This window comes from Sphingomonas benefaciens (assembly GCF_052907485.1).
In genome coordinates this window covers 1,313,672-1,325,970 of record NZ_JBREIC010000001.1, presented here as the reverse complement: position 1 = coordinate 1,325,970, position 12,299 = coordinate 1,313,672, and the positions used below count along the sequence as shown (strand labels likewise).

General features: G+C 67.8%; 10 protein-coding genes. 5 read left to right on the top strand and 5 right to left on the bottom strand.

Going from position 1 to position 12,299, the window contains the following annotated elements:
• Positions 1-236: 236 nt before the first annotated feature.
• The 3 genes from acnA to ACU5AX_RS06550 all read right to left on the bottom strand — a co-directional run bounded on the left by acnA (position 237) and on the right by ACU5AX_RS06550 (position 4,622).
• A complete protein-coding gene (acnA, locus tag ACU5AX_RS06560; protein WP_446690126.1) occupies positions 237-2,924 on the bottom strand; it encodes an aconitate hydratase AcnA in 2,688 nt (895 codons plus the stop codon).
• A gap of 219 nt (positions 2,925-3,143) precedes the next feature.
• On the bottom strand, positions 3,144-3,809 hold the full coding sequence (locus tag ACU5AX_RS06555) for a GAF domain-containing protein (RefSeq protein WP_198352115.1): 666 nt from the start codon (positions 3,807-3,809) through the stop codon (positions 3,144-3,146).
• Between the two features lie 162 nt (positions 3,810-3,971).
• Positions 3,972-4,622: a L,D-transpeptidase family protein gene (locus ACU5AX_RS06550; RefSeq protein ID WP_446690125.1), complete on the bottom strand. Its 651-nt coding sequence runs from the start codon at positions 4,620-4,622 to the stop codon at positions 3,972-3,974.
• 130 nt (positions 4,623-4,752) lie between these two features.
• On the opposite strand from ACU5AX_RS06550, the gene ACU5AX_RS06545 reads away from it, so the two are divergent.
• The 5 genes from ACU5AX_RS06545 to ACU5AX_RS06525 all read left to right on the top strand — a co-directional run bounded on the left by ACU5AX_RS06545 (position 4,753) and on the right by ACU5AX_RS06525 (position 7,375).
• Positions 4,753-5,511 carry a helix-turn-helix domain-containing protein gene (locus tag ACU5AX_RS06545; protein WP_446690124.1) on the top strand — a complete coding sequence of 253 codons (759 nt, stop codon included), beginning with the start codon at positions 4,753-4,755 and terminating at the stop codon, positions 5,509-5,511.
• A 38-nt stretch (positions 5,512-5,549) separates the two neighbouring features.
• On the top strand, positions 5,550-5,900 hold the full coding sequence (locus ACU5AX_RS06540) for a hypothetical protein (RefSeq protein WP_446690123.1): 351 nt from the start codon (positions 5,550-5,552) through the stop codon (positions 5,898-5,900).
• 48 nt (positions 5,901-5,948) lie between these two features.
• Positions 5,949-6,398, top strand: coding sequence for a hypothetical protein (locus ACU5AX_RS06535; protein WP_446690122.1), 450 nt, complete (start codon positions 5,949-5,951; stop codon positions 6,396-6,398).
• A gap of 16 nt (positions 6,399-6,414) precedes the next feature.
• Complete coding sequence (locus ACU5AX_RS06530; protein WP_446690121.1) at positions 6,415-6,888, top strand: hypothetical protein; 474 nt, start codon at positions 6,415-6,417, stop codon at positions 6,886-6,888.
• 85 nt (positions 6,889-6,973) lie between these two features.
• A complete protein-coding gene (locus tag ACU5AX_RS06525; RefSeq protein WP_446690120.1) occupies positions 6,974-7,375 on the top strand; it encodes a phasin family protein in 402 nt (133 codons plus the stop codon).
• A 43-nt stretch (positions 7,376-7,418) separates the two neighbouring features.
• Here the strand turns inward: ACU5AX_RS06525 and ACU5AX_RS06520 are convergent, their stop codons facing one another.
• Both ACU5AX_RS06520 and ACU5AX_RS06515 read right to left on the bottom strand, forming a co-directional pair.
• Entirely contained in the window at positions 7,419-9,056 is a 1,638-nt protein-coding gene (locus tag ACU5AX_RS06520; protein ID WP_446690119.1) for an efflux transporter outer membrane subunit, read from the bottom strand.
• Positions 9,056-12,298, bottom strand: coding sequence for an efflux RND transporter permease subunit (locus ACU5AX_RS06515; RefSeq protein ID WP_446690118.1), 3,243 nt, complete (start codon positions 12,296-12,298; stop codon positions 9,056-9,058). The genes ACU5AX_RS06520 and ACU5AX_RS06515 overlap by 1 nt, the downstream gene beginning before the upstream one ends.
• Position 12,299: the final 1 nt, after the last annotated feature.

Here is a 12,299-nt window from a genome sequence, read left to right as displayed (position 1 = left end):
CGTCTGTTCCCGGTCAGGCGACCGCGCGCGTGGCTTGTGACCAACCTGTGGCCAGGATGGCAGCCGGTGCCGCGGTGCACAAGAGTTGTGAACGGGGTGATGCGCGATTGTAACGGAGTGTTGCGCGCGGGCACCGCTTCGCCGTTTTGAGGCAGGAACCGCCCGGCCGTTCTGCCGACACGAAAAAGGGGAGGCGCCTCGCGGCACCTCCCCCGTGTTCGTCGTCACCGATGGGATCAGGCGGCGAGCTTGCGCAGCACGTACTGCAGGATGCCGCCGTTGAGGAAATATTCCAGCTCGTTGACGGTATCGATCCGGCAGCGCGTCTCGAACGTCTCGGTGCTGCCGTCGGCGCGCTTCAGCGTCACCTCGACGGTCTGGCGCGGCCGCAGATTGGCGACGCCGGTGATCGTGAACGTCTCCGTGCCGTCCAGCTTCAGCGTCTGGCGGGTGACGCCATCGGCGAACTGCAGCGGCAGCACGCCCATGCCGACCAGGTTCGACCGGTGGATACGCTCGAAGCTTTCGGTGATCACCGCGCGGACGCCGAGCAGGTTCGTGCCCTTTGCCGCCCAGTCGCGCGACGAGCCGGTGCCATATTCCTTGCCGGCGACGACGACGAGCGGCGTTCCGTCCGCCTTGTGGCGCATCGCCGCATCGTAGATCGGCATCACCTCGCCGTCATATTGCGTCATGCCGCCTTCGACGCCCGGCACCATCTCGTTCTTGATGCGGATGTTGGCGAAGGTACCGCGGACCATGACATGGTCGTTGCCGCGACGCGCGCCATAGCTGTTGAAGTCCTTGCGCGCGACCTGACGCTCGGTCAGCCACTGGCCGGCGGGGCTGTCGGCCTTGATCGAGCCGGCCGGGCTGATGTGATCGGTGGTGATCGAATCGCCCAGGATCGCCAGCGGCTTGGCCTCGATGATGTCGGTGACCGGCTTCGGGGTCATCTCCATGCCCTCGAAATACGGCGGGTTGGCGACATAGGTCGATCCGGTCGGCCAGCTGTAGGTCGCCGAGCCGGTGACGTCGATCTGGCGCCACTTCTCGTCGCCGGCATAGACGTTGCCGTAGCGGCTGCGGAACATCTCGTCGTCGATGTTCGCCGCCATCACCTCGGCGACTTCCTGGTTCGACGGCCAGACGTCCTTCAGGAACACGTCCTGGCCGTCCTTGCCCTGGCCGAGCGGAGTCTCGACCATGTCCTGCGTCACCGTGCCCTTCAGCGCATAGGCGACGACGAGCGGCGGCGAGGCGAGGAAGTTGGCGCGCACGTCGGGCGAGACGCGGCCCTCGAAGTTGCGGTTGCCCGACAGGACGGAGGCGGCGACGAGGTCGTTCTCGTTGATCGCGGCCGAGATCGGACCCGGCAGCGGGCCGGAATTGCCGATGCAGGTGGTGCAGCCATAGCCGACCAGATTGAAGCCGATCGCGTCGAGGTCCTGGGTCAGGCCGGCCTTGTTGAGATAGTCGGTGACGACCTGCGAACCCGGGGCGAGGCTGGTCTTGACCCAGGGCTTAGGCTTCAGGCCGAGCGCGTTGGCCTTGCGCGCGACGAGGCCGGCGGCAACCAGCACCGACGGGTTCGACGTGTTGGTGCAGCTGGTGATCGCGGCGATGACGACGTCCCCGTCGCCGATGTCATGGCCGCGGTCGGCGACCGCGACGCGCTCGGGCCGATCCTTGTGGTACAGCTTGGCGAGGTCGCCGTTGAACACCTCGTCGACCTTGGTCAGGCTGACGCGGTCCTGCGGACGCTTCGGGCCGGCGAGCGACGCGGTGACGGTGCCCATGTCGAGCTCCAGCGTGTCGGTGAACACGGGATCGGCGGCATCGTCATGGCGCCAGAAGCCGTTCGCCTTGGCATAGGCTTCGGTCAGCGCGATCGTCTCTTCCGGACGCGCGGTCAGGCGCATGTATTCGATCGTCTTGTCGTCGATCGGGAAGAAGCCGCAGGTAGCGCCATATTCGGGCGCCATGTTGGCGATGGTCGCACGGTCGGCGAGCGTCATCGACGACAGGCCCGGGCCGTAGAATTCGACAAAGCGGCCGACGACGCCCTTGGCGCGCAGCATCTGGGTGACGGTGAGCACCAGGTCGGTGGCGGTAATGCCTTCCTTCAGCGCGCCGGTCAGCTTGAACCCGACGACTTCGGGGATCAGCATCGACACCGGCTGGCCGAGCATCGCCGCTTCCGCTTCGATGCCGCCGACGCCCCAGCCGAGCACACCGAGGCCGTTGACCATCGTCGTGTGGCTGTCGGTACCGACCAGCGTGTCGGGATAGGCGATCGCGGCGGTGCCATTGGCGAAGTCGCCGCTTTCGGTCGACGACCAGATCGCCTGGCTGACATATTCCAGGTTCACCTGGTGGCAGATGCCGGTGCCCGGCGGCACGACCTGGAAGTTGTTGAGCGCCTTCGACCCCCATTTCAGGAACTCGTAGCGTTCGCCGTTGCGCTGATATTCGAGGTCGACATTGTCCTCGAACGCCTTGGGCGTGCCGAATTCGTCGACCATGACGCTATGGTCGATGACGAGGTGGACGGGAACCTGCGGGTTGATCTTGGCCGCGTCACCGCCGAGCTTGGTGATCGCGTCGCGCATCGCGGCGAGGTCGACGACGCAGGGCACGCCGGTGAAATCCTGCATCAGCACGCGCGCCGGGCGATACTGGATCTCGCGGTCGCTGCGGCGTTCCTGCTGCCAGTCGACGATCGCCTTGACGTCCTCCTCGGTGACGGTCTTGCCGTCCTCGAAACGCAACATGTTTTCCAGCAGCACCTTCATCGAGAAGGGCAGGCGGCTGATGTCGCCGAACTTTTCCGCCGCCTTGGCGAGGCTGAAATAATCGTAGGCCTTGCCGCCGACGTCGAGCGTCGTGCGGGTCTTGAGGCTGTCCTGGCCGATGGCGGTCATGTCGTGTCCCTTCTGTCTGGCTCGATTTCGCGCCTGGGGCGGCGGCGTCGGGGACACCGCGCGGGCGCGCGAGGAGCGCTTGGCTAAGCCTGTCGTCGCGCGGGCCTTAGCAAGGGGTTACCGGCGGGGAAAGTCTTCACATCGGTGCGAATGGGGTTGCCCGCGCGGACCCGCCGCGCAGGCGCCGGGCACCGGCCGCATCCCGCTGATTTTGGATCGCTATTCGCTCGCCAGCCGAAGCGCGTCGACGTCGACGATGACCTGTTCCAGATGCGCGATCGGCGCGGTCGCGCCGACCTGGTCGAGCGCCGCCCAGGCCTTGGCGAGATAGGCCGACGCCTGGGTCAGCCAGGCTCGGCGATCGGCGGCGGTCGTAGCCGGTTCGTGACCCGATTCGATAAGGTCGCGGCGTAGCTCGAAGGCGGCGACGGTGCGGCGGGCAAGATCCTCCAGCGCCGCGCGTTCCTCGTCGTCCAGCCCTTCGCGTGGCACGACGTCGACGACGCACAGGGTGCCGATCCGCTCGCCGTTGCGCATTTTCAGCGGCGCGCCGGCATAGAAGCGGATGGCGGTGCCGCCGGTGACATTGGGAAAGTCGCGGAAGCGTGCGTCCTGCGTCGCGTCGGGCACGACCAGCATCGCGTCGCTTTCGATGGCGTGCGCACAGAAGGATTCGGACAGCGGCCCTTCCTGCGAATCGAGGCCGAGCCGCGCCTTGAACCACTGCCGCCGTGCGTCGATCAGCGAGATGGTGGAAATCGGCGTGTTAGTGTGCTGGCGGGCCGACTCGACGATCGCGTCGAACTGGCGTTCGGGCGGGGTGTCGAGCAAGCCATATTGGGCCAGTGTGTCCAGCCTGGCGGCGTCCGCGTCTCGCTCGAGCATATTACCTCCAGGCAAAAATAGCGCAGTCCTGCTTACCTTGCCGGAGGTAACCAATCCCATACGACCTGTCTCAATCAAATCACTTTGATTGCATCGAGATCATATAAATGGGTGAAAAACACCTTGCGGTTCAGCGGTTCAGCGGTTCAGCGGTTCAGTGGTTCAGCGGTTCGACGCGGTCAGCACCCGCCCGCGGGTGACAATGACGCGATCGCCGAGCTTGGCGACGGCGAACAGCTTCTTGGCAAACGCCGTCGGCACGCCGACGCAGCCGTGCGTCGCATAGCCCCAAGCGACCTCCGTCCCATGGATCGAGACGCCGTCATTGGTCAGCCGAAGCATATAGGGCATCGGAGCATGATAGAGCGTCGAGACGTGGTCGGCATCCTTCTGGGTGATCGGGAAGGTGCCGAGGGGGGTCGGCTTGTCATCCGTGCCGTACAGAATCGCGGCCGCGCCGATCTCGTACCCGTCCCGGAACACCGACAGCGTCTGTGCGGCGAGATCGACGGTGATGATCAGCGGCCCGTCGGGCACGCCCTCGTCGTCCCAGGCATACTCGCCGAACTTGATTGGACCGATGTCGAGCACGCGCTTGATCGTCATGGCCGCGGCCGGCGTCGGCAGCGTGCTGGGCCGCGGCGACGGTGTCGGTGCGACCGCCACGACGCGCGCCGGTGCCGGCGCGGGTATCGGTGCGGCGGCGGCAGCCACCGAGGCCGGCGCCCGCGACAGCGTCGTGCCGGCCGCAGTCCCGAGCACGGCGATCGCGAGGATGGTCTTGGCAAGCAGGGCGCGGGGCAGGCGGGGCATGATCCGGTTCTCAGGCGGCGGGCGAGCGCGATGGTGCCGGCTTTCCGCGCCGCCCGCCACCCGTGCTTTTCGGCCGTGCCAGCGCGGGACGATGACGCGGCGCGTCAACCGATGTACGATGGCGCGGGGCATGAGGGACAAAGCGCCGGTTTTTGCCGAGCCGGTTAAGCATGTTATCGGGGCCGGCAGGTCAGCGGGATTGGGACATGGCGTGACGAGCGGGGCTGACATTCGGGAAGACGGCGGCGGCGGCCAGGCGCCGTCGGGCGCGGCGGCATCGCCGATCGTGGACGCGCCAGCGGGCGATGACGCGCGATTCGACCGCCTGACCAAACGCCATCGCGAATGCCTGCGCGGCGTTCGCGCCTTGCTGGGGTCCAAGGAGATCGCGGCGGCCCTGGGCGTCGAGAAGTCGACGGTTGACGGCTATCTGACCGAGGCGGTGCGCATCCTGGGCGCGCGCAACCGCCGCGACGCGGCGCTGCTATTGGCGGAACATGAAGCGTCACGTGCCGCGGCCGGCGACTCGACGGCGACGGAGGCTGCCAAGGCGGAATTCGTGCCTGCCGTGACCGCCCCCGACAAAATGGGGGGTGATTCTGCGCGGCTGGCGGCGCTCCCGGCCGACCTGCCATTCCCGACTTCGCCGGACGACACGTTCGCCAGGCAACCGGGGGTGACCGGGGAGCCGTCGCTGACAGCGCGCTCCCCGGGAATTCGGTTGCCCTTCCGGCGGAAAGGGCAACGCGGCAACGACCTGTCGGTCGGCGACCGGTTGATCTGGATGCCGGTCATCGCACTCGGCATTGCCGTCGGTTTCGGCATGCTGATGACGGGCCTCCAGGCGCTGACCGGTCTCATTGAGGCCGTCTCGCGCACCCTTTCCTGACCCTCGAACAGGACCCGGCATCGGGTGGAAAGGTGGCTATGTCTCACGCGAACTCGCAGGCCGCGGCCGAATTGGTGGCGCAGTTGCTGTGGCGGCTGGAAACCCAGCTGGACGAGGCGTTCGCCACCGGCGGCGAATTGCTCGCCGCGCTGCCCCGTGCCCGCGCCGCCGCCAATCTGCCGGCGATCGCGGGGCAGCAGGCGTTCGAAGTGCTCGGCCAGGCGATCCTGGCGATCGGCGCCGCGCGCGGCCACACCGTCGCCGGCCATCGCGTCATCGAAAAGGTCGGCAAGCAGATCGGGTTCGAAACGAGCTTCGGCGACGAAAAGCCGAAGCCCGCTTTCGCCCCGTCGGGTGTCGATGTCGCTCCGCTGCGCATCGCTGCCTAGGGCTCATGGCTTGGCCGGTCCTTGCTTGCTCCATCGATCGGCCGAGCCATGACCCACGTCATCGTCTTCAACCTGACGCTGCTGCTGACTTGCGCCATCGCCTTCTATGCCGGTGGCGCGCCGGAACGCTGGACGGCGCTGGTCTTCATCTTGGGCGCGGCGGCGACCTTCGCCGCCCCCTTTTCCGACGCCTTGCGTCCCTTCGGCCGGCTCGAGCCGATGCTGCTTTTGGTCGATGTCGCCATGCTCGGCGGGCTGGTCGGCATCGCACTGCGGGCGGACCGTTACTGGCCGCTCTACGTCAGCGCGCTGCACTTCCTCGCCATCGCGATCCACGGGGTGAAGGCGATCCAGCCGACACTGGTGCCGTGGATGTACGCCGGCGCCAGCGGCAAGATCGCCTATCCGATGCTGTTGCTGCTCGCCGTGGGGGCGGTCCGTCACCGACGTCGCGTGGCGCGCTTTGGCAGCGACCCGGACTGGTCGCCGCTGCCTTGATCGGATCGAATTACCCATGACTGCCGACATCCGCTTGCTGCGCTGGCCGGAGCGCGACCGCGACGACTTCGAACGGCTGGCCGCCGCGCTGGCGCGGGTGCGCAACGTCGCGCGGCGCGGGCGTGGCGAGATCGTCGCCGAAGTCCCTTCCGGCCCCGAAGAGCCGAGCGACGTCGAGCGCGCACGCGTGCTGTTCGCCCAGCGTCGCGCCCGCGATGCGGCCGCGGGGACGTTGGCCGAACTGTTCGGCGAGCCCAGCTGGGACCTGCTGCTCGCGACCTTCATCGCCTATGAGGAAGGGCGCGAACTGCGGCTCGATGCGGCGGCGGCGGCGGCGGGCATCCGGCCGCTAGTCGCGCAGCGCTGGCTGGCGGTGCTGGTCGAGCACGGTCTGGTCCACGCCGGCGACGATGACGGGCAGAACGGGACGCGGCTGGCACTGACTGGCACCGGCTTCGCTTTGGTCCTGCGCTGCATCGGCGACGTGTGACCCAGACGGCAACGCCCGGCCCCGCCGCGCGTTGGACCGGAACAGGCGGCGATCCGCCTGATCCACGGCATATCTGGAGGACAGCATGGCGGACGATGCGGCGAACGGAAACGGAGAAGCCACCGGCACGACCGAAGATTGGCAGCAGGCTGCCCGGCGCGCGCGCGACGGCTTCGCCGACCATGTCGTCGATCCGGCACGCCGCGCAGGCGAGGCGATGCGGGCATCCGGACAACAGGTCGCCGAAGGCGGCCAGGCGATCGGCCTGAAGATGATCGAACAGGCGGAGCGGAACACGCACGAGGCATTCGCCGCGATGCGCGAGGCGGCACAGGCCCGCGACCTGAGCGACGTGATGCGCATCCAGGGCGAGTATCTGCGCGGTCAGGGCCAGCGTGCGATGGATCAGGCGCGTGAGATCAGCGAGATGATCATGGCGATCGGCCGCGATGCCGTCGCCCCTCTGCGCGGCGGCACCAAGGACTGACCGGACAGGACGGTACGGGACGCCGCGTCCCGTACCAGTTCGGTCACCGCGCCGCCGTGGCCGGTTGCTGCGGTCGGGGAGCGCCGCTCGGCGTCACCGGCCTGGGGCCGTCCGCGGCCGCCTCCAGTGACGAATCGCCGCCGATCGCCTGATACAGCGTGACCCGGTTGGTCGCAGCGGTCAGCTGCGTCGCGACCAGCGTGCGCTGCGCCGAATAGAAGGAGCGCTGCGCATCGAGGCTGGACAGGAAGGTGTCGATGCCGCCCTGATAGCGCGCATTGGTCAGCCGCAGCGTGTCGGCGGCGGCGGCGCGGAAGTTGCTGTTGGCGCGCAGCTGTGCATCGATCGTACCCTGCCGTGCCAGCGCGTCGGCCGTCTCCTGGAAGGCGGTCTGGATCGTCTTCTCATAGGTCGCCAAGGCGGCGTCGCGCTGCGCCTCGGTATAGCGGACGTTGGCGCGCCCGGCGCCCGCCTGGAAGATCGGATAGCTGACCGAGGGCGCGACCGAATAGTTGAACGCGCCGCCGGCGAACAGCGTGCGCAGCGCGTCGCTGGCGAAGCCGACCAGCCCGGTCAGCGAGATGCGCGGGAACAGGGCCGCGCGGGCAGCGCCGATCTGCGCATTGTAGGAACGGAGCGTATATTCCGCCTGGACGACGTCGGGGCGGCGCAGCAGCACGCCGCTGTCGAGCCCGGCGGGCACGTTGACGATGGTCGCGCCGGCGGTGTCGATGCTGTCGGGCAGCAGTGCCGGATCGACCGGGGCGCCGACGAGCAGTTGCAGCGCATTGACGTCCTGCGCGACCAGCGTCGTCTGTTCGGCGAGATCGGCGTTGGCGGTTTCCAGGATCTGCTGCGCCTGGGTGAGATCAGTGCGGGCGCTGACGCCGCCCTCGAGCCGGGCGCGAGTCAGCTGCACCGATTTCTGCGCGCTGGTGGCGGTATCCTGCGCGATCTTGAGCAGGCTGCGATCGGCGGCATAGGTCAGCCAGGCGGAGGCGACCTCGCCGACCAGGGTCAGCCGGGTCGCGCGCGCTGCCGCCTCGGTCGCGAAATAGCGGTCGAGCGCGGCGCGCGACAGCGAGCGGATGCGGCCGAACAGGTCGAGTTCGAAGGCGGTGGTGCCGAGGCTGACCGAATAGGCACTGCCCGATCGGCTGGTGGTGGTGACGGTGCCGGTGCTGCCCGTGCCGCCGGTCGAGGTGCCCGTTCCGGTGCCGCCGGTGCCCGTGCCCGTGCCCGTGCCCGTGCCGGTTCCGACACCGCCGGTGCCGGTGCCGGTGCCGGTGCCGGTGTTGGTGCCGCTGTCGCCGCTGCTTGCGACGGTCGTCGTGCCGTTGCCGCCGCCCGAATAGGTGTAGCGGCCGGTGGCGTTGATCGTCGGCAGCAGATTGGCGCGCTGAATGCGATATTGTTCCCGCGCCGCGACGATATTGGCGGCGGCGGTGCGCAGGTCGCGGTTGTTGGCGAGCGCCTGGTCGATGATCGCCTGCAGCCGCGGATCGCGGAACACGTCGCGATAGCCGAGCGCCGGCAGCGCCGCCTCCGATTGGCGCAGATAGGCATCGCCGACCGGCCAGGACGGCGGCACCGGCAGGTCGGGCCGCACGTACTTCGGCTCCATCGAACAGCCCGACAGCATCGTCGCGCCAATCAGCGAGGACAGGATCAGGCGGCGCATCAGGCGGGCTCCGGCTCGGCGGGGGGCATCGGCGGGGCAGGCGGCTGGTCGTCACGGGCATCGTGATGGCCGGTCGGCTTGCCGCGCAGCTTGGCGAGGCCGTCGCGCACGCCGCGGCGGACGAGCACGAAGAACAGCGGAATGTAGAAGATCGCCAGCACCGTCGCGGTCAGCATGCCGCCGATCACCGCGGTGCCGATCGCGATGCGGCTGTTGGCGCCCGCGCCGGTCGAGATCGCCAGCGGCAGCACGCCGAAGATGAAGGCGAAGCTGGTCATCAGGATCGGGCGGAGACGGATGCGCGCGGCTTCCAGCGCGGCGTCGATGACGCGCTTGCCCTGCTTTTCCGCTTGCTCGGCGAATTCGATCATCAGGATCGCGTTCTTCGCGGCGAGGCCCATCGTCGTCAGCAGGCCGATCTGCAGATAGACGTCGTTGGTCAGGCCGCGCAGCGTGACGAAGGCGATCGCGCCGATCAGGCCGAGCGGGATGATCAGCAGCACCGCGAACGGGATCGACCAGCTTTCGTACAATGCCGCGAGGCAGAGGAAGACGACCGCGATCGACAGCGCATAGAGCAGCGGCGCCTGGCCCGAGGACAGCCGTTCCTGGTAGGACAATCCTGCCCAGGCGACCGACACGCCGGGGATCTTGGCGGCGAGTTCGGCCATCCTCGCCATCGCGTCGCCCGAGCTCTTACCGGCGGCGGCGGAGCCCTGGAATTCGAACGACGGAATGCCGTTGAACCGGGACAGCGTGGTGGGCGCCTGGCCCCAGCTGATCGTCGAGAAGGACGAGAAGGGCGCCATCTGATTGTTCGACCCGCGCACGAACCACTGTTTCAGATCGTCCGGCTCGGCCCGATAGGGCGCATCGCCCTGGACATAGACGCGCTTGACGCGGCCGCGGTCGATGAAGTCGTTGACGTACTGGCCGCCCCAGGCGGTCGACAGCGTCGAATTGGCCTGGCTCTGCGTCAGACCCAGCGCCGCGAGCTTCTGGTTGTCCATATTGACCTGCAGCGTCGCGATGTCCGGCAGCTCGGTCAGGCGCACCGACGTCATCGTCGGGTCGGCATTGGCGGCGGCGAGCAACTGGTCGCGCACCGCCTCGAACTTGTCCTGGCTCATGCCGCTGGTGTTCTGCAGCTCCATGGTGAAGCCGTTCGACTGGCCGAGGCCGCGCACCGCCGGCGGCACCAGCGCATAGACGCGCGCATCGCGCAGGCCGCGGAAGGCGGCAGAGGCGCGGGCGGTGATGGCGTCGGCGGTATTCTCCTTGCCCTTGCGATCGGCCCAGTCGGTGAGGTTGAGGAAGCCCTGGCCGGTGTTCTGGCCGCTGGTGCCGCCGCCGCCGCCGCCGGCGACGGTGAACATCACCGACGTATTGGCGCCTTCATTGTCGGCGAAATATTTCTCGACCTGGCGCTGCACCTCGAGCGTGCGACCCTGGGTCGCGCCCGCGGGCAGCTGGAACTGGACCAGCGCGGCACCCTGGTCCTCGGTCGGCAGGAAGCCCGTCGGCAGGCGCAGGAACAGCACCGCGAGCAGCGCGACGATGCCGACGTAGATCAGCAGGAACAGCCATTTGCGGTCGACAACGTGGCGGACGGCGACGGTGTAGCGCTCGATCCCGCGATCGAACCGGTCGTTGAAGCCGTGCTTGGCGCGATCAAGCGCGTGCGCGACGCGCGGCAGCTTGCGCTCCAGCCAGCCCCCATCCTCGCCCTCCTTCTTCTTCTGCTTGAGCAGGGTCGCGGTCAGGGCGGGCGACAGGATCAGCGCGACCAGCACCGACAGCACCATCGCGGCGACCACGGTTACCGAGAATTGTCGGTAGATGACGCCGGTCGACCCGCCGAAGAACGCCATCGGCAGGAATACCGCCGACAGAACGAGCGCGATCGCGATCAGCGCGACGCTGATCTCGTTCATCGACTCGATCGTCGCCTCGCGCGGCGTCATGTCGGGATTTTCGTCGAGCAGGCGTTCGACGTTCTCGACCACCACGATCGCGTCGTCGACCAGCAGACCGATCGCAAGCACCAACCCGAACAGGGTCAGCGTGTTGATCGAGAAGCCGGCGAACTTGAACACCGCGAAGGTGCCGAGCAGCACCACCGGCACCGCGATCGTCGGGATCAGGGTCGCGCGCCAGCTTTGCAGGAAGACGAACATGACGATGACGACGAGGATGATCGCCTCGACCAGCGTCTTGACCACTTCCTCGATCGACAGCTTGATGAAGGCGGTGGTGTCGTTGGCGTAGGCGACCTTCAGGCCGGCCGGGAAGCCCTTGGCGATCCGGTTGACCTCGGCCTTGACCAGTTCGGCGGTCTTCAGCGCGTCGGCGCCCGGTGCGAGCAGCACCGCGATGCCGGCGCCGGGGTGGCGGTTGACGCGGCTGACCGCGGCATAGCTTTCGGCGCCGAGCTCGATCCGCGCGACGTCGGACAGGCGCACGGTGGCGCCGTTGTTCAGCGTCTTGACGATGATCTCGCGGAATTGCTCTGGCGTCTGCAGGCGCGACTGCGCGGTGACCGTCGCGTTCAGCATCTGCGTCGTCGGCATCGGCAGGCCGCCGACTTCACCGGCCGCGACTTCGGTATTCTGGTTCTGGATCGCGGTGATGACGTCGGACGGCATCAGCTGATAGGAGGCGAGCCGTTCCGGGTTGAGCCAGATGCGCATCGCATATTGCGAGCCGAAGACGTTGGTGTCGCCGACGCCTTGGATACGGCCCAGCGGGTCCTGCAGGTTGGAGACGAGATAGTCGGAGACGTCCTGGTTGGTCATCCGGTCGGTCTCGTCATAGACGCCGGCGATCAGCAGGAAGTCCGGATTCGACTTGCGGACGACGAGGCCCTGTTGCTGCACTTGCTGCGGCAGGCGCGCGACCGATTGCTGGACCTGGTTCTGCACTTGGACCTGGGCGATGTCCGGATCGGTGCCCTTGTCGAAGGTGGCGGTGATCGTCACCGCGCCGCGGCTGGACGAGGAGGACTGGAAATAGAGCAGGCCGTCGATGCCGGTCAGCTGCTGTTCGATGACCTGCGTCACCGAATTCTGCAGCGTCTGTGCCGATGCGCCGGGGAAGGTGGCGCGGATCGACACCTGCGGCGGCGCGACGTCGGGATATTGCGCGATCGGCAGCGACAGGATCGCGCCGATGCCCGCCATCATGGTGATGATCGCCAGCACCCATGCGAAGATGGGGCGATCGATGAAGATGCGGCTGATCATC